The 22,160-nt window shown below is 66.3% G+C and carries 23 protein-coding genes; 19 read left to right on the plus strand and 4 right to left on the minus strand.

Annotated elements, in window-relative coordinates; genetic code table 11:
* Positions 1-30 precede the first annotated feature (30 nt).
* The 3 genes from E1N52_RS09655 (at position 31) to E1N52_RS09665 (ending at position 1,904) form a co-directional block, all read left to right on the plus strand.
* Complete coding sequence (locus E1N52_RS09655) at positions 31-363, plus strand: hypothetical protein (protein WP_133182276.1); 333 nt, start codon at positions 31-33, stop codon at positions 361-363.
* Positions 360-794 (plus strand): CHRD domain-containing protein, encoded by a 435-nt coding sequence (locus E1N52_RS09660; protein WP_133182277.1) that lies wholly within the window; start codon positions 360-362, stop codon positions 792-794. The genes E1N52_RS09655 and E1N52_RS09660 overlap by 4 nt, the downstream gene beginning before the upstream one ends.
* Positions 795-935: 141 nt before the next feature.
* The gene (locus E1N52_RS09665) at positions 936-1,904 is read left to right on the plus strand and encodes an alpha/beta hydrolase (RefSeq protein WP_133182279.1); all 969 of its coding nucleotides are present in this window, start codon (positions 936-938) and stop codon (positions 1,902-1,904) included.
* Here the strand turns inward: E1N52_RS09665 and E1N52_RS09670 are convergent.
* Positions 1,874-2,749, minus strand: a complete 876-nt coding sequence (locus E1N52_RS09670; RefSeq protein WP_133182281.1) for an EcsC family protein — start codon at positions 2,747-2,749, stop codon at positions 1,874-1,876. The genes E1N52_RS09665 and E1N52_RS09670 overlap by 31 nt on opposite strands.
* Positions 2,750-2,870: 121 nt before the next feature.
* Here E1N52_RS09670 and E1N52_RS09675 point away from each other — a divergent pair, with 121 nt between their 5' ends.
* Entirely contained in the window at positions 2,871-4,466 is a 1,596-nt protein-coding gene (locus tag E1N52_RS09675; protein ID WP_133182283.1) for an MDR family MFS transporter, read from the plus strand.
* Positions 4,467-4,541: 75 nt separating this feature from the next.
* On the plus strand, positions 4,542-5,018 hold the full coding sequence (locus tag E1N52_RS09680; RefSeq protein ID WP_133182285.1) for a MarR family winged helix-turn-helix transcriptional regulator: 477 nt from the start codon (positions 4,542-4,544) through the stop codon (positions 5,016-5,018).
* Positions 5,019-5,041: 23 nt separating this feature from the next.
* On the opposite strand, the gene E1N52_RS09685 is transcribed toward E1N52_RS09680, so the two are convergent.
* A complete protein-coding gene (locus E1N52_RS09685; RefSeq protein ID WP_133182287.1) occupies positions 5,042-6,322 on the minus strand; it encodes an amino acid deaminase in 1,281 nt (426 codons plus the stop codon).
* A gap of 127 nt (positions 6,323-6,449) precedes the next feature.
* On the opposite strand from E1N52_RS09685, the gene E1N52_RS09690 reads away from it, so the two are divergent.
* From E1N52_RS09690 to E1N52_RS09700, 3 genes are all read left to right on the plus strand, one after another.
* The gene (locus E1N52_RS09690) at positions 6,450-7,379 is read left to right on the plus strand and encodes a MurR/RpiR family transcriptional regulator (protein ID WP_133182289.1); all 930 of its coding nucleotides are present in this window, start codon (positions 6,450-6,452) and stop codon (positions 7,377-7,379) included.
* A 34-nt stretch (positions 7,380-7,413) separates the two neighbouring features.
* Positions 7,414-8,895 (plus strand): N-acyl-D-amino-acid deacylase family protein, encoded by a 1,482-nt coding sequence (locus tag E1N52_RS09695; protein ID WP_133182290.1) that lies wholly within the window; start codon positions 7,414-7,416, stop codon positions 8,893-8,895.
* An 84-nt stretch (positions 8,896-8,979) separates the two neighbouring features.
* Positions 8,980-9,369 (plus strand): RidA family protein, encoded by a 390-nt coding sequence (locus tag E1N52_RS09700; RefSeq protein ID WP_028201897.1) that lies wholly within the window; start codon positions 8,980-8,982, stop codon positions 9,367-9,369.
* A gap of 59 nt (positions 9,370-9,428) precedes the next feature.
* Here E1N52_RS09700 and E1N52_RS09705 read toward each other — a convergent pair whose 3' ends face one another.
* Positions 9,429-9,773, minus strand: coding sequence for a helix-turn-helix domain-containing protein (locus E1N52_RS09705; RefSeq protein WP_133182292.1), 345 nt, complete (start codon positions 9,771-9,773; stop codon positions 9,429-9,431).
* Positions 9,770-10,147 (minus strand): type II toxin-antitoxin system RelE/ParE family toxin, encoded by a 378-nt coding sequence (locus tag E1N52_RS09710; protein WP_205965598.1) that lies wholly within the window; start codon positions 10,145-10,147, stop codon positions 9,770-9,772. The genes E1N52_RS09705 and E1N52_RS09710 overlap by 4 nt, the downstream gene beginning before the upstream one ends.
* A gap of 467 nt (positions 10,148-10,614) precedes the next feature.
* On the opposite strand from E1N52_RS09710, the gene E1N52_RS09715 reads away from it, so the two are divergent.
* From E1N52_RS09715 to pyrF, 11 genes are all read left to right on the plus strand, one after another.
* The gene (locus E1N52_RS09715; RefSeq protein WP_133182294.1) at positions 10,615-11,562 is read left to right on the plus strand and encodes an IclR family transcriptional regulator; all 948 of its coding nucleotides are present in this window, start codon (positions 10,615-10,617) and stop codon (positions 11,560-11,562) included.
* Positions 11,559-12,584 (plus strand): 2-dehydro-3-deoxygalactonokinase, encoded by a 1,026-nt coding sequence (locus E1N52_RS09720; protein WP_133182296.1) that lies wholly within the window; start codon positions 11,559-11,561, stop codon positions 12,582-12,584. Before E1N52_RS09715 ends, E1N52_RS09720 begins: the two co-directional genes overlap by 4 nt.
* 85 nt (positions 12,585-12,669) lie before the next feature.
* Positions 12,670-13,347, plus strand: coding sequence for a 2-dehydro-3-deoxy-6-phosphogalactonate aldolase (locus tag E1N52_RS09725; RefSeq protein WP_133182298.1), 678 nt, complete (start codon positions 12,670-12,672; stop codon positions 13,345-13,347).
* Entirely contained in the window at positions 13,344-14,123 is a 780-nt protein-coding gene (locus tag E1N52_RS09730; RefSeq protein WP_133182300.1) for an SDR family oxidoreductase, read from the plus strand. The genes E1N52_RS09725 and E1N52_RS09730 overlap by 4 nt, the downstream gene beginning before the upstream one ends.
* A gap of 152 nt (positions 14,124-14,275) precedes the next feature.
* Complete coding sequence (locus tag E1N52_RS09735; RefSeq protein ID WP_133182302.1) at positions 14,276-15,277, plus strand: arabinose ABC transporter substrate-binding protein; 1,002 nt, start codon at positions 14,276-14,278, stop codon at positions 15,275-15,277.
* 105 nt (positions 15,278-15,382) lie between these two features.
* Positions 15,383-16,894, plus strand: a complete 1,512-nt coding sequence (gene araG, locus E1N52_RS09740; protein ID WP_133182304.1) for an L-arabinose ABC transporter ATP-binding protein AraG — start codon at positions 15,383-15,385, stop codon at positions 16,892-16,894.
* A gap of 23 nt (positions 16,895-16,917) precedes the next feature.
* Positions 16,918-17,934, plus strand: coding sequence for an L-arabinose ABC transporter permease AraH (araH, locus tag E1N52_RS09745; protein ID WP_133182306.1), 1,017 nt, complete (start codon positions 16,918-16,920; stop codon positions 17,932-17,934).
* A gap of 33 nt (positions 17,935-17,967) precedes the next feature.
* Positions 17,968-18,780: an SDR family NAD(P)-dependent oxidoreductase gene (locus E1N52_RS09750; RefSeq protein WP_133182308.1), complete on the plus strand. Its 813-nt coding sequence runs from the start codon at positions 17,968-17,970 to the stop codon at positions 18,778-18,780.
* Positions 18,777-19,697, plus strand: coding sequence for an SMP-30/gluconolactonase/LRE family protein (locus tag E1N52_RS09755; protein WP_133182310.1), 921 nt, complete (start codon positions 18,777-18,779; stop codon positions 19,695-19,697). Before E1N52_RS09750 ends, E1N52_RS09755 begins: the two co-directional genes overlap by 4 nt.
* A gap of 291 nt (positions 19,698-19,988) precedes the next feature.
* On the plus strand, positions 19,989-21,203 hold the full coding sequence (locus E1N52_RS09760; RefSeq protein WP_133182312.1) for an aldose 1-epimerase: 1,215 nt from the start codon (positions 19,989-19,991) through the stop codon (positions 21,201-21,203).
* 126 nt (positions 21,204-21,329) lie between these two features.
* Positions 21,330-22,145, plus strand: coding sequence for an orotidine-5'-phosphate decarboxylase (gene pyrF, locus E1N52_RS09765; protein ID WP_133182314.1), 816 nt, complete (start codon positions 21,330-21,332; stop codon positions 22,143-22,145).
* The last annotated feature ends 15 nt before the right edge of the window (positions 22,146-22,160 follow it).

Raw genomic sequence — 22,160 nt, forward strand, 5'->3', positions numbered from 1 at the left:
ATTATTCGACCGTGCAGTCGGCGAACGAGCGTGTTCTTGCTGGAACGTGCACGTTGGGCAAATGGTGGTTCGTCAAACAACGGCGCCAATAAACTTCGCTATGCCAATCAATTCGGTGTTGCGCCCACGCACCTCGAACGGCTCTTCGCCATCGCTTCCAGGAATTCGGTGGCAACACCCGATGGCAGGAAGGGAGTACCTGGGTTGCAAGGCGCCGCTTACTGCGCATTTTTTATTGCACGCAGCTTACGTTGGGCCGACATCGGCGCAGCGGACGCGCCCAACGGATTTGCTCTAGCATGTGAGAGCGCGGTTTTGCGCCTTCTGGTGCAGCGCGCCACAAAAACAGGAGAAATTCCATGAATTTGTTTCGTCCGCTGCAGCTCGCTCTCGCTCTGTGTGTCCTCGCCTCCAGCGCCGCGTATGCCGACACCGTCGCGCTGAAGGCCGATCTCGAACCGTCCAGCGAAGTCCCGCCGCGCGTGAGCCAGGGCCACGGCATGCTCAACGCCACCTTCGACACGTCCACGAAAACGCTGAACTGGACGATCACCTACGAAGGCCTCTCCGGCCCGGCGGCGGCCGCGCACTTCCACGGCCCCGCGCCAGTTGGACAGAATGCCGGCGTGCAGGTACCGATTCCGAAGGGCGAACTGGCGAGTCCGATCAAGGGTTCCGCCACGCTCAACGAGCAGCAGGTTACGCAGCTGATGGGCGGCCAGTGGTATTTCAACATTCATACGGCGCAGAACCCGTCAGGCGAGATTCGCGGCCAGGTGCTGCCCGCCAATTGACCGGCGCGCAATCGTTCGCCTCACTCGCCGTACTGTGCGCGCCGCGCGTTCCCGCAATCGAAGTCTGATTGCGGGACGATATCGATCGACCGCCGCCGAGTCTGGTTGAGCCTGGTTTGAGTGCTGCGGAGGGCTGAGCCGATGAGCTGGCAAAGCAGACTAATCTGCAGGTTTTTGCGCCGCACTTTTCTGCCGCAAACGCGCAAGTCGATCAACGTGGCGCGCGTGCGCATGCTGACGGCGAGGCGCATCTGGACGCCGGGCGTGCCGAGCGGCTGGCGCTTGCGCGAACAGTACGACGCTTCCGATGTCCCGATGCGCGGCGAGTGGCTCATCCGCGAGCGCTCGCCCGCGCAGCGCACGCTCCTTTATCTGCATGGCGGCGGATATTACTTCTGCTCGCCGCGCTCGCAGCGCGCGATTTCGTTTGGTCTGGGCAAGCGCGCCGGCGCCGACGTCTTCTCGCTCGACTATCGCCTCGCGCCCGAGCATCCGTTTCCCGCCGCGCTCGAAGACGCTTTGGCCGCGTATCGCCATTTGCTGGCAAAAGGAACGCGGCCCGGCTCGATCGTGATTGGCGGCGATTCGGCGGGCGGCGGCCTTGCGCTTGCGACGCTCGTCGCCTTGCGCGACGCAGGCGACGCGCTCCCCGCTGGCGCCGTGCTCTTTTCACCCTGGACCGATCTTGCGGCGACCGGCGCTTCGATACGCGAGAACGACGGGCGCGATCCCATGTTCAGCGGCGCGGTATTCGCGCGCATTGCGCCGTTCTACCTCGGCTCGGCCAGCGCGACCGATCCCTACGTGTCGCCGCTTTATGCCGACTTTCGCGGCTTGCCGCCGCTCAGCCTCTTCGTGGGCAGCTCCGAAACGCTGCTCGACGACACGCGCCGCGTCGCCGAGCGCGCGCGTGCCGACGGCGTGTCGGTGGAGTGCGAGATTGCCAGCGGCATGCCGCATATCTGGCCGATCTATGCGCCGTTCATGCCCGAAGCGCGCAGCACGCTCGACGTCGCCGCGCGCTTCGTGCGCCGCGTGACCCCCGCGCCGGCGCGCGGCGACGAGAACCCGCAGCCGCCTCAATCGAGCGAGACGTCGATCGCGTCATAGGCCGCGTGCACGGCGGCTTCGCCGTAGCGGCGCTCGAGCCTGCGTACGGTGAAGTGCCCATGCGCCACTTGCTGGAAATGGTCGATGAACACGGTATTGATCATGGCGCCGAGCACCGCGCCGATGGCCGGTATCGATTTCGCCGCGACCTGCTCGCTCACCTGCACGGAAAAGCGCGCGGCCACGGTCTGCATGAGCTTCAGGAGCGCGGTCGAGCCGTGCGCGGCGAAGCCCTTCGTCGCCATTTCCGACGATGCCGCCGATACCGCCTTCGCGAGCGCGCCGCGCGCGATGAAATAGCCGAAGTCGGCTTCGTCGTCGGCGGCCGAGCGGCCGCCCATGCCGAACACGGTCAGACATTGCAACTGCGTATCGGTGCTGGCCAGACTCTCGCCTTCGCTGCGCGCGATGTCGCAAATCGAGCGAAACATCAGCGTGGTCGTGACGGGCAGCTCGACCGGCAGCGCGAAAAGGCCGAACGCGCCGCCCGCCGCGCCCGTGGTCGCCACCGCGAACTTGTGCAGCAGGTTGCTCGGCTTTTTGCTCGTGCGCGGTTCGGCGGTGGAGAGGGCGCCTTGCTTGCCGAGCGTTTTCAGCGCGAGCTGCAGACACTTGCGCAGCGCGATTTGCGTCGCCTCGGTCACCTTGTCGTTCGCGACGCCAGGCAGCCGCGCGATCAGCTTTTCCACCGGCGCCCCCACTATCGCTGCGAGCTTCATGCCGAGCGGCGGCGTTTCGAGCTGATGCTTGGCGTGCCGCAGCGCGTCGAGATCGGCCTCGGTGAGGGCCGCGGCGGCGCCTGTGCGGGCCGGATCTGCGGCTGTGGGTTCGGTTGTGGGTTCCATTGCGCTCCCGGATTTTCAGCTACGACGGCGGGCATTGCCGCCGCTCGACGTCCCAGTGTAGTGGATCGGACCGTGATATGATGATCAATCTTTGACGCGTCAACCGTTGCTGGATCAAAAAATGGCCGTTCATACCGCCGCCCACCATTCGAGCGGGCAGGTTCTGCCGTTCCGGGAGTCGCTGCTAGCGATGCTCGGCGTCTCGTTCGTGACGATGCTCGTTGCGCTCGACCAGACCGTCGTGGGCACCGCGCTCCCGACCATCGTCGCCGAACTGCGCGGCTTCGAGCTTTACGCGTGGGTCGCCACGTCCTATCTGCTCACTTCGGTTATCACCGTCCCCATTTTCGGGCGGCTCGGCGACTATTACGGGCGCAAGCCGTTCGTGATCGCCTCGATCGTCGTTTTCACCGCCGCTTCGGTGCTGTGCGGCGCGGCCAACAGCATGCTGTTCCTCGTGATCGCGCGCGGGCTGCAGGGCATCGGCGGCGGCATGCTGGTCGGCACGGCGTTCGCCTGCATTCCCGATCTCTTCCCCGATTCCGTCGTGCGCCTGCGCTGGCAGGTGCTCATGAGTTCCGCTTTCGGTATCGCCAATGCAGTCGGGCCGTCGCTCGGCGGCTTTCTCACGCAGTATTGCGGCTGGCGTTCCGTGTTTTACGTGAATCTGCCCGTTGGCCTGCTCTCGCTGTTTTTCGTCTGGAAGTATCTGCCGCATCTGCGCCACGTCGCGCACAAGGAGCGCATGCGGCTCGACTGGCCAGGCGCGCTCCTCATCGCGGTCGCGCTCGGCAGCCTGCAGCTTTTCGTGGAACGCCTGCCGGGACGCGGTCTCACCGCTTCGGCCATCGGCCTGCTCGCCCTTGCGCTGGCGGCCGGCTGGGCGCTCTGGCAATGGGAGCGGCGCTGTCCGCAGGCCATCCTGCCTGTCGACATGTTCCGCAACGCGAGCCTGAATGCGCTTTTCACGCTCGCCGTGCTGGGCGGCTTCACGATGTTTTCGTTGCTGTTCTACGCGCCGCTGCTGTTCCAGGGCGGCTTCGGCATGACGCCGAAGGAAGCGGGCGTCGTCATCACGCCGCTCGTGGTGTTCATCACGATCGGCAGTATCGCGAACGGGCGCATCGTCTCGCGTATCCGCAATCCGAACCTGATGCTCTACATCGGCTTTGCGATGATCGCCGTGGCCTGCTTCGCCGTCGCGCTCGCCACGCGCAGCACGCCGCGCGGCCTGCTCATGACGCTCATGATCGTGGCTGGCATCGGCTTGGGCTTCGTCATGCCGAATCTCACGGTGTTCGCGCAGCAGACCGCGGGGCGCGAGCATCTGGGCATCGCCACCGCGCTGCTGCAGTCGCTGCGGATGATCGGCGGCATGATCGGCACGGCGCTCACCGGCACGATGGTCACGCAGCTCTATTCGAGCGGCGTGCAACGCGCGCTGGACGCCGATCACGCTACGCACTGGCTGCCGCAACTCTCCGACCCGCAGATCCTCATCAACCGCGACGCGCAGGCTTCGCTGATCGCCGATCTCGCCCACGCCGGGCATAATGGCGCGCCGCTGCTCGAAGCCGCGCGCGAGGCGCTGGTGGGCGCGATTCACCTGGGCATTGCTGTGGCGGCGGCGATCGCGGTGGTGTCGATCTGGCAAACCCGGCGCGTGCCGCCGGTCAAGCTGCAGCGCAAGGTGGAGCCCGTGATTCACGCGGATTGAGACCCTCCGCCTCTAGCGGATACCGGCACTGAAGCACGCAAACGCGCGGCAACGAAGCCGGCAGGAAAACAAAGCATGGAAATTCAGGATCGCATCGCCATCGTGCAGCAGTTTGGACGGACCTATCGGGCGTTCATGTCGGCGTTCGAGGCGCAGGTCGGGCAGCCGCTGCCGCGCTGGCGCATTCTGCTCGCGCTTTACGAGCAGGACGGCGAGTCGTCGCAAAAGCGGCTCGTCGAGCGGCTGCGCGTGGACCCGGGCGCGCTCACGCGGCAATTGAAGGCGCTGGAGGCGCTCGGCTGGATCGCGCGGCGCGCCGACGAGCGCGACAACCGCATCACCAACGTGACGCTGACCGACGCCGGCCGCGCCGTCACCGAAGAGGGCCTGCCGCGCCGCAACGCGTTCCTGAACGTGACGATGTCGCTGCCCGACGACGCGCTCTCGGCGCTGTCGGGCGCGTTGGGGATGATGGAGGCGCGCATCGGCGAGGCCGCGATGGCGGCGGCCGCGCTCGCGCAGGCTCAGGAGGCCGAGCCCGAAGCGGGCTAAGCCTGCACCGATACGCGCCGCGCTTAGAAGAACGTCTCGATCACTTCCGTCACGCGATACTTCGCATCGACCATCAGCACCTGACGCCACTTGTCGAACGTGAGGCAGGGGTGCGAGATGTCGAACGCGACCATGTCGCCGACCTTGAGGTCCGCGCCCGCCGGAATCTTCAGGTAGGCGTGCTGATCCATCATCTGGAACACTTCCCAGCCTTCGCTTGCCGCCACCTCGCGCGGCGTGCCGCCGTTCGCGGGGCGATAGTGGCGCGACGGCTCAGGAAAGCCCGCGTCGAATGCCGCGTCGCGCTTGCCGAAACCGATGATGGCGCGGCCAGGCTCAGGAATCGACTGCACGTAGGCCCAGAGCTGCAACGCGGGCAGCAGCGCCACGCCCATCTCGCGGGCCACAGGGTTGCGCGTGAGGATCTGCGACTGCGCCTGCTTGTAGACGCCCACATCGTGCGTCACGTAGCAGCCGGGGCGAAGCACCACGTCGATCGCGCCCGCCTGCGTGGCCGGCGCGAACTCTTCCGCGACGATGTCGTACCACGCAGAGCCGGCGCCCGAAAGCAGCGCGGGCGTGCGTGCGAAGCGGCCCGCTGAGGCCAGTTCCTGGGTGACGTTCAGCGCGTCGCGCAGGAAGGTGCGCACTTCGCTTTCTTCCTTGAGGATGCCCTCGTAGATTTCCACGCCCGCTAGCTTCAGCGAGTCGGGATAGCGCGCGATGGCCGCGAGCACGGCATTGCGCGTGTCGGCGTCGCGCACGCCCGTGCGGCCGCGCGGTACGCCCAGTTCGAGCAGCACCTGCAGCGTGCGGCCCGACGCGCGGAAGAACTCGCCCAGGTGCTCCACGCCTTCCACCGAATCGACGAGGCAGAAGAACTCGAAGCTCGCGTCGCTGAGCAGCTCGGCGATGATCGCCATGTTGCGGCGGCCCACGAGCTGGTTTGCCATCAGCACGCGCGAGATGCCGCCGCGGTAGGCGGCGCGCGTCTGGTGCGCCGTGGCGAGCGTGATGCCCCACGCGCCCGTTTCGATCTGGCGGCGAAAGAGCTGCGGCGCCATCGTCGTCTTGCCGTGCGGCGCGAGCTTCACTCCATAGCGCGTGACGAAGTCCTGCATCCATTTGAGGTTGTGCTCGACGCGGTCGGCATACAGCACCGCAGCAGGCAGGCTCACGTCCTCTTCGAGTAAATTCCATTCGAGGCGCCCTGCGTCCCCGAGCGGCACGCTTGCGCCCGGTACGTTGCCGAGGCCCTTGCTGTTCGGGTCGATCGTTGCACTCTGATAGTTTGTAACTTTCATTTCCCTTCGCTCCATATGCTTCATGCGACTCCGCTACACCGGCATCTTCAGGATCGCCGTTGACTCGGAGATAGTACACAAAGTAACATCGCTTCGTGAATTGTTATTTATTAACAGACTCCCTGCAATGAACACCGCCGCCGATCCGGCCCGCTTCGACATCGTCGCGCGTATTGCGCAATGCGTGCCCGAACTGCGTCCGGCCGAACGCGACGTCGCTGCGCTCATTCTCGACGATCTTGCCAGCGCCGCGCGCGCGAGCATCGGCGAGCTGGCGCAGCGCGCGGGCGTGAGCGTCGCCTCCGTCACGCGCTTCGCGAAGGCGGTGGGCTGCCACGACGTGCGCGAACTCAAGCTGCGGCTCGCGCAGGCGGCCGCCGTGGGCGACCGCTTCCTGCGCGGCGGCGCCGGCGTGTCCGAAGGCGGCGGCAAACTGCGTGCCGCGGACGCCAATGGCGAAGCCGAGCCGCTCGCCACGCGCGTCTACGACGAAATTCACACGGCGCTCGCGCGTAACCACGAACTGCTTTGCCAGGCGCCGCTCGCACAGGCTGCCGCGGCGCTGGCGCAGGCTCGCATGATCTACGTGTTCGGCATGGGCGGCGGCTCGAGTGCGCTCGCCGATGAAATGCGCTTTCGCCTCGTGCGCCTGGGCCGTCCGGTGGCTTCGTACCAGGACAGCTTGCTGCAGCGCATGGTGGCGAGCACGCTTTCGCCCGAAGACGTGGTCGTCGCGCTTTCCGTAACAGGACGCGTGCCCGAACTCGTCGACGCATGCCGCATCGCGCACGACTACGGCGCAAAGCTCGTCGCGCTCACCGCGCCGGCTTCGCCGCTCGCCGCGCTCGCCGATTGGCTCGTGCCGATCGTCGCGAGCGAGACCGATTTCATCTACAAGCCGTCGTCGTCACGTTACGCGATGATGATGGCACTCGACGTACTCGTGACCGAACTGGCGCTCGCGCAACCCGAAGAAAGCCGCGAGTTGCTGCGCCGCATGAAGCACACGCTGGACGCGCATCGCGGCGGCGGCGAACGCCAGCCGCTCGGTGACTGAGCGACCAACCACGAGCCATCCTGAGGAGACGCGTATGCATTCGCACCCCGAAGCCGCCGACACGCTGATCGTCGGCGCCATGCTTTACGACGGCACCGGCGCGCCGCCCATCGAGCGCGACGTGGCGCTGCGCGACGGGCGCATCGTCGCGATCGGCAACCTGTCGAACTGGCTCGCGGAAGAGGTGATCGAGGCCAATGGGCGCGCGCTCGCGCCGGGCTTCATCGACGTCCATACGCACGACGACACGCACGTGATCCGCGCGCCGCAAATGCTGCCCAAGATCAGCCAGGGTGTGACGACGGTGGTGGTCGGCAACTGCGGGATCAGCGCGTCGCCGGTGACGCTCAAGGGCGATCCGCCGGACCCGATGAACCTGCTCGGCGAGCGCGATGCGTTCAGCTATCCGACTTTCTCCGCGTATATCGACGCGGTGAACGCGGCTCGGCCCGCCGTGAACGTGGGCGCGTTGATCGGCCATACGGCGCTGCGCAACAATCACATGAACGACCTGAAGCGCGCCGCCACCGGTGACGAGATCGCGGCCATGCGCGCGCAACTCGAAGACGCGCTCGCACACGGCGCGCTCGGCCTTTCCACGGGCCTCGCGTACGGGTCGGCGTTCGAGGCCTCGACCGAAGAGGTCGCTTCGCTTGCCCAGCCGCTCGCCGCCGCCGGCGCGCTGTACACGACGCACATGCGCACGGAGTTCGACGCGATTCTCGAAGCGATGAACGAGGCGTACCACATCGGCCAGCATGCGCGCGTGCCGGTGGTGATCTCGCATCTGAAGTGCGCGGGCCCGTCCAACTGGGGGCGCAGCACGGAGGTGCTCGCGTCGCTCGAAAGCGCGCGCAAGTATCAGCCGGTGGGCTGCGACTGCTATCCGTATAGCCGCAGCTCTTCGACGCTGGATCTCAAGCAGGTGACGGGCGACATCGACATCACGATCACGTGGTCCACGCCGCACCCGGAGCAGGCGGGCAAGCTCATCAAGGACATCGCGGCCGAGTGGGGCGTGTCGCAGCAGGAAGCGGGCAAGCGCCTGCAGCCGGCGGGCGCGGTGTACCACAACATGTCCGAAGACGACGTGCGCCGCATTCTTTCGCATCCGGCCACCATGGTCGGCTCGGATGGACTGCCCAACGATCCGCTGCCGCATCCCCGCCTGTGGGGCGCATTTCCGCGCGTGCTCGGCCACTACGCGCGCGACGCGGCCTTGCTGCCGCTCGAGGAAGCGGTGCGCAAGATGACGGGCCTTTCGGCACGGCGCTTCGGCCTCTCGCAGCGCGGCGAGGTGCATGTGGGCTGGCACGCCGACCTCGTGTTGTTCGACCCCGCCCGCGTGCGCGACGCGGCGACCTTCGAGAAGCCGCAACAGGTGGCCGAAGGCATCGACGCGGTGTGGGTGAACGGTGTGCTCTCGTATCGCGACGGCCAACCCACGGGCGAGCGCGCGGGCCACTTCGTCGCGCGCGGCACACGCGAGCCGCAGACCGAGGCGAATGCCTTTTAAGCAGACTTTATCTATCGAATTTCGACCCCCGGCGCACGCGGCCCAAAACGCTGCGCGCGCCGCACGATCTCAAAGGAGCAAACGATGAAACGAATTGGAGCGGAAGGCGGCAAGGGCCAGGGCGGACAGCATCTGCCGTTCGCGCGTGCTGTGGAAGCCGACGGCTGGCTGTACGTCTCGGGCCAAACGCCGATGGAAGGCGGCGAGGTCATTAACGGCGGTATCGTCGAGCAGTCGCACAAGGCCATCCAGAATCTTTTCGCGATCCTGAAGGAAGCGGGCTATGGCGCGGAACACGTGGTGCGCTGCGGCGTGTGGCTCGACGACGCGCGTGATTTCACCTCGTTCAACAAGGTGTTCCGCGAGTACTTCGGCGAGCATCCGCCGGCACGCGCTTGCGTGCAATCGAGCATGGTGGTGGACTGCAAGGTCGAAGTCGACTGCGTGGCTTACAAGGCGCCGGCCGGGAAGTAAGGGCGCGGCTCGAAGCTGCACGAAGTGGTTATGAAGCGGTCATGAAGCGGCTGCCGGAGTCATCTGGCAGCCGTTTCTTCTTGCGTGCCGCCATCGCGCGGCGAGGCGGCGGTAATGCGCAGCTCGATTTTCATACCGGCCGCGACGGCCATGTTGATGAGCGAATCGAGCGAGAACAGATCGATCTTGCCGCGCATGAGGTCGGACACGCGCGGCTGCGTGACGCCGAAGAGCGCGGCGGCCTGCGTCTGGCTCATCTTGTTGCGCTTGATATGCTCTTCGAGCGCGATCATGAGGTCGCTGCGCAAGGTCATGTTCTGGGCCGCTTCGGGCGTGCTCTCGAGTGCGTCCCACACGCTGTCGAAGCGCTGGTGTGCGTGGTTGCGATTTTTTTCGTGATTCATGGTTTGGACTCCTTGTTGTTCAGCGCCTCGCGATAGCGGCGCGCGGCAAGCGAAAGGTCGACGAAGGCCGTTTTCTCGGACTTCTTCTGGAAGCAATGCAGCACGTAGATGGCATCGCGAATATTCGCCACATAAATCACGCGAAACGCTCCATTTGCGTCGCGAATGCGGATTTCGCGCGCGCCGCGCCCAACCGGATTCACCGGCTTCCAGTCGTGCGGGTCGAGGCCGCGTTGAACGCGCCGCAATTGCCGCCCGGCTTCCTGCCGCATGAGCGGCGGGAACTCGCACAGGTTTGCCAGCGCGCTGCCGCAAAATTCCACCGGCTTGGATCGGTTCAGATTATACAAAATTTTATATGGCCTCCAGAGCATTGAGCGGCCCGGTTCGCGCCGGGAATGATGTGGCTCAAGTTTCTGCAGCAGCGGGTGGCCGCGCCCCCGCTTGCATCAAGCGCGGTGCGGTTTCTGTCCCCCGTTGGCCGTTCGGCAGAGGGGCGTGTTTTTGCCGATTTTCCCAATATATGAGCGACCCAATCACATATTGGAGAACTCGAAAAAACCTGCCTACAATCCAGTCCATCCGATAAGCCGCGACTGTCACTGCGCGGCAAACACTCTCGGCAGACCCAGATAAATCCGGCGCACGCGCAAGACGCGGAGCGAACCGGACAGCAAAGGAGACGTTCGCCATGCTTCAGCCAGCGCTTTGCGCGGCCACGCGCCGCCCGCCGCTACCTGTCCGAGCCCCGGCCGCCCGCGCACCGGGCCGTCTCCCGAAGCACGGTTCGCGCGCCGCCTGACGGCACGCGCCTTTCGATCGTCTCTTCATCGCCCTCGCCATGAACAAAGCGATGTCTTCCACACTCGCCGCGAACCTCCCCGACGAGGCCGCGCCCGTGCAAAACGCCTCGGCAACCGCCGTGCAAGCGCAACCGAAAGCCCGGGCCGCAGCCGATGAAATCGGCGTCGCGAGCACGTTGCTCGACGGCTCGATGCAGCAAGCCGGCACCCAGACGCTCCTGCGCGGCCTCGCGATCCTCGAAGCGGCCGCCGCCGGCGTGCGCGACCTGCGCTCGTTCGGCGCGGTGCTCGGCACGACGCGCAGCACCACGCACCGCCTCGTTTCGAGCCTCGTGCAGGCGCGCTACCTGCGCCAGGTGCAGGGCGGCTACCTGCTCGGGCCGAAGCTCATCGAACTCGGCACCATCGCGCTCGAGCAGATGCCGCTCACGGCCGTAGCCCGCCCGCATCTGCAGGCGCTCGCCGACGAAACGCTCGACACGATCCACCTCGGCGTGCGCGACGGCGACGACGTGCTGTACATCGACAAGATTCCCGGTCAGCGGGGCCTCGAAATGCGCTCGCGCGTGGGGCACCGCATGCCGCTCGCGTCCACCGGCATCGGCAAGGCGATGATGCTCGACCTCGCGCCGCAATCGTGGCGTGACCTGTTCGACGCGTCGCGCCGCACGCTCGCGGGCGTGAGCTTCCGTCCCGATCACAGCCTCGAACCCGATACCTTCCTGAAGCGCATGGCGACTTACTCGGCGGGCGGGTACACCTTCGATCTGGAGGAGAACGAAATTTCGATCCGTTGCGTGGCGGCGCCTGTGCGCGACGCTTCTGGCGCGATCGTGGCGGCGCTTTCGGTGGCGAGCACGATTCCCTACATGCCGCTCGAGCGCATGGACGAACTGATTCCAGTGGTGCAGCGCGAGGCGCGTGCGATTTCGCAGGAACTGGGCTGGCGCGCGCCGCAGCCCACCACGCGCAGGATTCGTCGATGAAAGCACGCGAGAAGTCTGTAAGCGGCGCGGCCACCGACGCCGGCAAAGCCGCGACCGCTCGCGAAGCCGCGCTGATCGCGCTCGACTGGGGCACGACCTCGCTGCGCGCGTATCTATTCGATGCGGCGGGCGAGGTGATCGCCACGCGCGTTTCGACGGCGGGGATCATGAACCTGCCCGTGCCCGCCGAAGAAGGCGGCTTCGACGCCGCGTTCGACGAAGCGTGCGGCGTGTGGCTTGCGCAAGCGCCCTCGCTGCCGGTGCTGGCCGCAGGCATGGTCGGTAGCGCGCAGGGCTGGGTGCAGGCGCCTTATGTCGAAACGCCCGCGAGCGCCCAGGCGCTGGTGGCCGGCATCGTGCGCGTGCGCGCCGCGTGCGGCGCCGAAGTTGCCGTGGTGCCGGGCGTGCTGGAGCCGGGTGCGCTGCCCAACGTGATGCGCGGCGAGGAAACGCAAATTTTTGGCGCGCTCGGGGCATTGGGCGATGAGGCCGAGCCCCAAACGGCGCTCGTCGGACTGCCCGGCACGCACGCGAAATGGGTGGTGGTCGAGGGCGATCGCATCGCGCGCTTCTATACCTTCATGACGGGTGAGGTCTACGCGGCGCTGTGCGCGCATACGATCCTCGGCCGCACGATGAAGCATCCCGTCGAGCCCGACACCGCTGCGTTCATGCGCGGCGTAGGCGTGGCGCGCGAGCAGGGCTGCGTCGGCCTGTTGGCCACCGCGTTCAGCACGCGCACGCTCGGCCTTACGGCCCAGCTTGCTGCCGACGAGCAGCCCGACTATCTCTCGGGCCTCGTGATCGGTCACGAACTGGCGGGCCTCGAAGCGGCGCTGGCGCGGCGCGACGTGGCGCTCGCGGGCTGCGCGCCGCAGCTGATCGGCGCCGAGGCGCTGTGCGAGCGTTACCGCATGGCGCTTGCCGCATTCGGATGCAGCGGCGCGCATCTCGTGCGTCAGGCGACCGAACACGGGCTTTGGCGCATCGCCGTGCAGGCCGGGCTCGTCACGCCGCGCTAAACGCGCGCCGATGGGCCGATGAATCGAACCCGCTGCGAATCCGCTGAACCGAACCAGACACGAAGCCTAGCAACAGGAAGCCGACATGGAACCCGAACTGAACCTGCCCGCCCCATACACGCCGCACGCCGGCTTCGTCGCCGCGTTCGGCGCCTGCGGCATGGTCGCGATTGTGCGCGGCATCAAGCCCGCCGAGGCCGCCGAGCATGGCCGCGCGCTCTACGACGCGGGCTTCCGGTTGATCGAGGTGCCGCTCAATTCGCCGCAGCCGCTAGACAGCATCGCGGCATTGCGCGAGGCGCTGCCCGACGACGCGATGATTGGCGCGGGCACCGTACTCACCACTGAACGCGTGCGCGACGTGCGGGAAGCGGGCGGCGAACTGATCGTGATGCCGCACGCCGACACCGACGTGATCCTCGCCGCCAAGCTCCAGGGCCTCGCCTGCGTGCCCGGCGTCGCCACGCCGACCGAAGCGTTCGCGGCGCTCAAGCACGGCGCCGACGCGCTCAAGATGTTCCCCGCCGAACAGCTCGGCCCGGCCGTGACGAAGGCATGGCGCGCCGTGATTCCGCCGATCGTGCCCCTGCTGCCCGTCGGCGGCGTGAAGCCGGACAACATGGGCCCGCAACTGGCTGCGGGCGCGAGCGGCTTCGGCCTCGGCTCCGCGCTCTACAAGCCGGGCCAGGACGCGGCGGCCACGCGCGCGAACGCGCTGGCCTTCATCGAAGGCTGGAAAGCTGTGCACGGAGCGCAAAAGTGAATCGCCTCGCGGGCAAGGTCGCGCTCATAACCGGCGCTGGACGCGGCATCGGCGCGGCGATCGCGCGCGCGTTCGCGGCCGAGGGCGCAGCCGTCGTGCTCGCGGAGCTGGATGACGCGACGGCCGTTGCGACGGCGCGCGAGATTGCGAACACCTGCGAAGGCGCGCGAACGCTTGCCGTGCAAACCGACGTGACGCAGCCCGCCTCGGTGCGCGCCGCCGTGGAAGAGGCGCAACGCGCGTTCGGCCCGGTCGACGTGCTCGTGAACAACGCTGGCATCAACGTGTTCGCCGACCCGCTCACGATGACCGACGACGACTGGCGCCGCTGCTTCGCCGTCGATCTGGACGGTGTGTGGAACGGCTGCCGCGCGGTGCTGCCGGGCATGGTCGAGCGGTGCGCGGGCAGCATCATCAACATCGCCTCGACGCACGCGTTCCAGATCATTCCGGGCTGCTTCCCGTACCCGGTGGCCAAGCACGGCGTGATCGGGCTCACGCGTGCGCTCGGCATCGAGTACGCGCCGAAGAACGTGCGCGTGAATGCGATCGCGCCGGGTTACATCGAAACGCAGCTCACGCACGACTGGTGGAACGCGCAGCCCGACCCGGAAGCGGCGCGCAAGGCCACGCTCGAGTTACCGCCGATGAAACGCATTGGCCGCCCGGAGGAAGTCGCGATGACGGCGGTGTTCCTCGCCTCGGACGAGGCGCCGTTCATCAACGCGAGCTGTATCACGATCGATGGCGGCCGCACGGCGCTCCATCACGAATGAGCGCATTGAAAAAGTAATTCGCAGCACGAAGGAAAACGAGGTTAGAACGAATACGCAGGAATCCGCCGAAGCGCTGGCCGCGCGCATCGACGGGTAAAAGAAGAGGCGGCCGATACCCTTCCCGTGACTGAAGAAGACAGGAGACTGACAAAATGCAACGACGCATCTTTCTGACGCTGGTGGCCGCCGCAGCGACTGCCGTGTTCGCGCAGGCGCCCGTCGCGCAGGCCGCCGACCAGGTGAAGATCGGCTTTCTCGTGAAGCAGCCCGAAGAGCCGTGGTTCCAGGACGAATGGAAGTTCGCGGAAATGGCAGCGAAGGAAAAGGGCTTCACGCTGGTGAAGATCGGCGCGCCCTCGGGTGAGAAGGTGATGAGCGCGATCGACAACCTGGCCGCACAAAAGGCGCAGGGCTTCATCATCTGCACGCCTGACGTGAAGCTCGGACCGGGCATCGTCGCCAAGGCCAAGGCCGACAATCTCAAGATGATGACGGTGGACGACCGTCTCGTCGACGGCGCGGGCAAGCCGATCGAGTCGGTGCCGCACATGGGCATCTCGGCGTACAACATCGGCAAGCAGGTGGGTGACGGCATCGCCGCCGAAATCAAGAAGCGCGGCTGGGACATGAAGGACGTCGGCGCGATCGACGTGACCTACGAGCAGCTGCCGACGGCGCATGACCGCACGTCGGGCGCGACCGACGCGCTCGTGGCCGCGGGCTTCCCGAAGGCGAACATCGTTGCCGCGCCGCAGGCCAAGACCGACACGGAAAACGCCTTCAACGCCGCCAACATCGCGCTCACGAAGAACCCGCAGTACAAGCACTGGGTGGCATACGGCCTGAACGACGAAGCCGTGCTCGGCGCCGTGCGCGCAGCGGAAGGCCGCGGCTTCAAGGCCGACAACATGATCGGCATCGGCATCGGCGGTTCGGACTCGGCGCTCAACGAGTTCAAGAAGCCGCAGCCGACGGGCTTCTATGGCACCGTCATCATCAGCCCGAAGCGCCACGGCGAGGAAACCTCGGACCTGATGTACTCGTGGATCACGCAAGGCAAGGAACCGCCGCTGCTCACGCTGACGACCGGCATGCTGGCCACGCGCGACAACGTGGAGAGCGTGCGTCAGCAGATGGGTCTCGCGTCGAAGTAAGCGCTGGATAGTAGTGGTTTAGGGTGTTTCCCGCTGCGGGGCGGCCAGCAAGCCCGAAGGGCATGAAGGCCGCGCCCGCAGCGTATCGAATGAGAGGAAACCGAAGTGTCAGCGACACTGCGTTTTGACAATATCGGCAAGGTGTTCCCAGGCGTGCGCGCGCTCGACGGCGTGTCGTTCGAGGTGAACGCAGGCGAAGTCCATGGCCTCATGGGCGAGAACGGGGCGGGCAAGTCCACGCTCCTCAAGATTCTCGGCGGCGAATATCAGCCCGATTCCGGCCGCATCCTGGTGGACGGCAACGAGGTGCACTTCGCCGATGCGGCGGCCTCGATTGGCGCGGGCATCGCGGTGATTCACCAGGAATTGCAGTACGTGCCCGACTTGACCGTCGCGGAAAACCTGCTGCTCGGCGCGTTGCCCAATGCGCTCGGCTGGGTGAAGCGCGGCGAGGCGCGCAAGTTCGTGCGCGAGCGTCTTGCCGCGATGGGCGTGGATCTCGATCCCGCCGCGAAACTGCGCAAGCTTTCCATCGCGCAGCGCCAGATGGTGGAAATCTGCAAGGCGCTGCTGCGCAATGCGCGCGTGATCGCGCTCGACGAGCCGACCAGCTCGCTCTCGCATCGCGAGACCGAGGTGCTGTTCAAGCTCGTGCGCGAGCTGCGCGCCGACAATCGCGCGCTCATCTACATCTCGCACCGCATGGACGAGATCTACGAGCTGTGCAATGCCTGCACGATCTTCCGTGACGGCCGCAAGGTCGCCTCGCACGAGAAGCTCGAAGAGGTGAAGCGCGAAACACTCGTGGCCGAAATGGTGGGCCGCGAGATCAGCGACATCTACAACTATTCGCCGCGCGAGCATGGCAACGTGCGCTTCGCCGTGCGCGGCGTGGAAGGGTATCCGCTCAACGAAGCGGCGAGCTTCGAGGTGAAGTCGGGCGAGATCGTCGGCTTCTTCGGGCTCGTGGGCGCGGGGCGCAGCGAGCTGATGCAGCTCATCTACGGCACGCACAAGCGGCGCGCGGGCGAGATCGAGCTGGACGGGAAGACCATTCGCGTGAAAAGCGCGAGCGACGCGATTCGCCACGGCATCGTGCTGTGCCCGGAAGACCGCAAGGAGCAGGGCATCGTTGCGATGGCGACGGTGTCGGAGAACATCAACATCAGTTGCCGTCGCCACTTTCTGCGCGCGGGGATGTTCCTCGACCGCAAGAAGGAAGCCGAAACGGCGGACCGATTCATCAAGCTGCTGAAGATCAAGACGCCGAGCCGCCGCCAGAAAATCCGCTTTCTCTCGGGCGGCAACCAGCAAAAAGCGATTCTTTCGCGCTGGCTTGCCGAACCGGACCTGAAGGTCGTGATTCTCGACGAACCGACACGCGGGATCGACGTCGGTGCGAAGCATGAAATCTACAACGTGATCTACCAGCTCGCCGCGCGCGGCTGCGCGATCGTCATGGTGTCGTCGGAGTTGCCGGAAGTGCTCGGCGTGTCGGATCGCATCGTGGTGATGCGCGAAGGCCGTATATCGGGCGAGTTGCCGCGCAGCGCGGCGAGCGAACACGCGGTGCTTGACCTCGCGCTGCCCAAGCGCGCGCAGGCCAGGGCTGCATGAGTGGACGGGGAGGAGTGACTGAAATGCAAGCAAGAGAAAACCTGGCGGCCGAAACCGCCAAGAGCGTCGCCGACGCGCTGATTCCGAGTCCCACCGACAAGCAGAAGTGGTGGCAGCAGATCACCGAGTACAGCCTGATCGTGATCTTCGCGGTCATGTTCATCGTGATGTCGCTGACCGTCGATCACTTCTTCTCGATCGAGAACATGCTCGGCCTCGCACTGTCGGTCTCGCAGATCGGCATGGTGGCCTGCACGATGATGTTCTGTCTCGCCTCGCGCGATTTCGACCTTTCCGTGGGCTCGATTGTCGCGTTCGCGGGCGTGCTCTGTGCGATGGTGCTCAACGCGACGAACAACACGTTCATCGCCATCGTCGCGGCCGTTGCGGCGGGCGCCGCGATCGGCTTCGTGAATGGCGCGGTGATCGCGTATCTGCGCATCAACGCGCTGATCACCACCCTCGCCACGATGGAAATCGTGCGCGGCCTCGGCTTCATCGCCTCGCACGGCCAGGCCGTGGGCGTGTCGTCGGACACGTTCATCGCCATGGGCACGGCTTCGCTCTTCGGCGTGCAACTGCCGATCTGGGTCACGCTCGTCTGCTTCATCGTGTTCGGCGTGATGCTCAATCAGACGGTGTACGGGCGCAATACGCTCGCCATCGGCGGCAATCCGGAAGCGTCGCGTCTGGCCGGTATCAAGGTCGAGCGCACGCGTGTGTGGATCTTCCTGATCCAGGGCGCGGTCACGGCGCTCGCGGGCGTGATTCTCGCCTCGCGTATCACCTCGGGGCAGCCGAATGCCGCGGAAGGCTTCGAGCTGAACGTGATCTCGGCGTGCGTGCTGGGCGGCGTCTCGCTGCTGGGCGGCCGCGCGACGATCTCGGGCGTGGTGATCGGCGTGCTGATCATGGGTACGGTCGAGAACGTCATGAACCTGCTCAACATCGACGCGTTCTACCAGTACCTCGTGCGCGGCGCGATCCTGCTCGCGGCGGTGCTGCTCGACCAGCTCAAGAACCGCGGCGCACGCGATTGAGTTCGCTGACAGTTTCATAAGGAAGCCAAAACGATGTCGCTCAACGCAAATTCGCCCGCTAACGCGCTCACGCGTCACGCGCACGAAAACTATGCGCGCTATCCGAGCCTGGCCGACCGAGTGGTGCTGATCACGGGCGGCGCGACCGGCATCGGCGCGTCGTTCGTCGAGCATTTCGCCGCGCAGGGCGCGCGCGTGGCGTTCTTCGACATCGACGCGAGCGCAGGCCAGGCGCTCGCCGACGAACTCGGCGATTCGCGCCACAAGCCGCTTTTCGCCGATGTCGATCTCACCGATATCTCCGCGCTGCGCGCCGCCATCGCCGATGTGAAGGCGGCGCTCGGGCCGATCCAGGTGCTCGTGAACAACGCGGCCAACGACAAACGCCACACGCTGGCTGAGGTCACGCCCGAGTCGTTCGACGCTGGCGTTGCCGTGAACCTGCGGCATCAACTCTTCGCGGCGCAGGCCGTAGCGGAAGACATGAAGGCCGCACGCGCGGGTTCGATCATCAACCTCGGATCGATCAGCTGGATGCTCAAGCAGTCGGAAATGCCGGTCTACACGATGAGCAAGTCGGCGGTGCAGGGCCTCACGCGCGGTCTCGCGAGAGACCTTGGCCCGTACGGCATCCGCGTGAATTCGCTCGTGCCGGGTTGGGTGATGACCGAGAAGCAACGGCGCCTGTGGCTCACCGACGAAGGCCGCGAGAGCATCAAGCGCGGCCAGTGCATCGACGCGGAGCTGCTGCCCGAAGACCTTGCGCGCATGGCGCTCTTTCTCGCCGCCGACGACAGCCGCATGATCACGTCGCAGGATATCGTCGTTGACGGAGGCTGGGCATGAGCGCAAATGAAGGCGCTTCGAACGAAGCGGTCGCCGAGCTGCTCGTCCACTCGAAATGCGAGCTGGGCGAAGGCGCGACGTGGTGCGCGCGCAGCGGCCGGCTCTATTGGGTCGATATCACGGGCAAGCGCTTGCAACGCTACGACGCCAATGCGTCAGGCGCGAAGCACGTCACGTGGGAGATGCCCGAGCGCCTCGCATGCTTCGCGCTGTGCGAAGACGAGCGCACGCTGCTGCTCGGCCTCGCCTCGCAACTGGCTTTCTTCGACCTGGAAACCGGCGCGATCGATACCATCGTCGAAGTCGAACCCGGCGTGCCGACGCGCCTGAACGACGGACGCTGCGACCGTCAGGGCCGCTTCGTATTCGGCACGAAGTACGAGGGAACGCCGCGGCAGGCCATCGGCGGCTTCTATCGCCTGAACCACGATCTCACGCTCGAACGTCTGCCGCTGCCCGCGCCCGCGATCTCGAACAGCATCGCGTTCAGCCCGGACGGTTCGACCATGTATTACACCGACACGCTCACGCGCGAGATTCGCGCGTGCGACTACGGCGCAGACGGGACGATTGCAAACGAACGCACATTCGTGACGCTCACCGACGACACCGGCGTGCCGGATGGTTCGACGGTCGACGCAGAGGGTGGCCTCTGGAACGCGCAGTGGGGCGGCGAGCGCGTGGTGCGTTATGGCGCCGATGGCGTCGAAACCGAGCGCGTAAAGATTCCCACAGCGCAGCCAAGCTGCGTTACGCTCGGCGGTGCGCTTCTGGACACGCTGTATGTCACGAGCGCGCGCGAGGAAATGGAGGAGGAGGCCCTTGCGCGCGAGCCGCATGCGGGCGGCGTGTTTTCGGTTCGAATTGGCCGCCAGGGCCTTGAAGAGCCGCGGTTTCAGGGGCGCAGGCGCGCTTGAGTCCGGTGTATGAGGCGCTTTCGCAAAGGCGCGCGTGCATTTTCGTCAGACGATACGCGCGCGAGAATAACGCAAGGCGCCGCTGGCGGCAGGCGGCATGAAGAGACGGACAGTCGTTGCAGTTCGGCAACAGATGCAGTCGATCGATAGTGTGCAGTTGGCTTTGCCAGTACCACTAGAAGGGCGAACACAAGAAGCGGCCAAAGGCCCGTGCATACGCACGGCGTCGGCAGGCCACCGGTGAGCCGCCTTTTGCGGCGGCAATCAAACATGCCTCTCGAGGAGCATCTTATGAGTGTCGCGAATTCCGCTGTGCGTCGACCAACCCGTTCCAACGTTACCGCAGGCGCCGCCGCTGCAAGCGTGCCGCCTTCCGCTTCAGCCGCTCCCTCTGTCGCACCGGTTGTGTCACCGGTTGTCTCGCCGGTGGTGTCACCAGCCGCCGCCGCGCGCCGCGCGCGGCTCGAAGCCGCCACGCATCCGGTTTTGCCGGGGCCGAGCACCTCGGCCGTTGCGATCGGCGCGGCCGGCACGAGCGACGTAGCCTGCGTGACGCTCGCGAACGCGTATTTGCGGCTCGACGTCGCGCCCCAGCTGGGCGGCGGAATCACGCGTTTCGACTGGCGCAGCGAAGGCGCGTTCGAGCCCGTGTTTCGCCGTTGCGAGCGCGTGAGCGCGCGCATGGATCCGAACGAACTCGCGTGCTACCCGCTGCTGCCGTACTCGAACCGCATCGGCGCAGGACGTTTTCACTTTGGCGGCCGCGATATCGAAGTGCCGCGCAATCGCGCAAGCGAACCGCTGCCGATCCATGGCGACGGCTGGCTCGCGCCCTGGAGCATCGAAAGCGCCGATCGCGAGAATGTGCGTCTCGTGCTCGACCGCAGCGACGGCGAACCGTATTCGTACCGCGCGGCGCTCACCTATGCGCTCGACGGCGCGACGCTCGCGATGACGCTGGAGGTGGAGAACACGGGCCGCGAGGCGCTGCCGTTCGGCCTTGGCGTGCATCCGTTTCTCGCGCGCGACACGAGCACCGAGCTTTCGGCGCCCGCGAGCGGCCTGTGGCTCTCGGGCCAGGACTGGCTGCCGGTGCGCCACGTGCCCGCGCCGCCCGCCTGGCAGTTCGGCGTGGCGTATCCGCTGCCTGCGCAGCTCGTCAATCATGCATTCAGCGGCTGGAGTGGGCGCGCCGCCGTGGTGTGGGAGCGCCGCAGGCTCTCGCTCTCGATTTGCGCGAACACCGACTACTACGTGCTCTACACGCCTCCTGGCGCTGACTTCTTCTGCTTCGAGCCCGTCGATCATCCGATCAACGCGGTGAACCTGCACGGCGGCGGCGATGCGAACGGCATGACCGTGCTCGCGCACGGCGAGCGGCTCGTGCGGCGCTTTTCCTTTACCGTGGAGCGCATGGACATGCGCGCGTCGGCCAGCCCGCACCGCGTCGGCGCGCGCGGCCGCACGGGCGCGAGAGCTGGCAAGGGCGCGCGCGTACGGACCTGAGGTGGTCGTGAGCTGGGCGTAGCGCGCGTCGATCGCGCGCGCTGCGCGCTTGCGGCGCAGCCTCATCTTCCGGGGCGGGTAAAATACGCGCCGTTTTCCCTTATTGGCTCGCCGCGAGCAACCACCATGACTTCCTTCATCCAGACCCTCGGCGCCGCCTGGCAGCGCACCGGCTCGCTGTTGTGCGTGGGCCTCGACCCTGAGCCCACCAGGTTTCCCGCCGCACTGGCCGGCCGCAGCGACGCGATCTTCGAATTTTGCCGCGAGATCGTCGACGCCACCGCGGCGTACGCGTGCTCGTTCAAGCCGCAGATCGCCTACTTCGCCGCGCACCGCGCCGAAGACCAGCTCGAAGCGCTGATCGCGCACATCCACGAGAAGCACCCGGGCCTGCCCGTGATCCTCGACGCCAAGCGCGGCGACATCGGCAGCACCGCCGAGCAGTACGCGCGCGAAGCCTTCGAGCGCTTCAAGGCCGACGCGGTGACGGTCAATCCGTATATGGGCTTCGATTCGATCGAGCCGTGGCTCGCGCACAAGGGCAAGGGCGTGATCGTGCTGTGCCGTACGTCGAACCCCGGCGGCTCGGACCTGCAGTTCCTCGAAACCGGCGGCAGGCCGCTGTATCAGGTGGTGGCGGACCTTGCCGCGAACAAATGGAACGCAAGCGGCGAACTCGGCCTCGTGGTGGGCGCGACGTTCCCGAAGGAAATCGAAACCGTGCGCGGCATCGTGGGCGACATGCCGCTGCTGATTCCCGGCATCGGCGCGCAGGGCGGCGACGTCGAGGCCACCGTGAAGGCGGGCCGCACGGCGAACGGCACGGGCATGCTCATCAACTCGTCGCGCGCGATCATCTACGCGAGCAAGGGCGAGGACTACGCGCAGGCGGCTGCCACCGCCGCCAAAGAAACGCGCGACCGGATCAACGCCTATCGTTGAGACGGATCTTCGCGA

This window comes from Paraburkholderia guartelaensis (assembly GCF_004353905.1).
Taxonomy (GTDB): Bacteria; Pseudomonadota; Gammaproteobacteria; order Burkholderiales; family Burkholderiaceae; genus Paraburkholderia; species Paraburkholderia guartelaensis.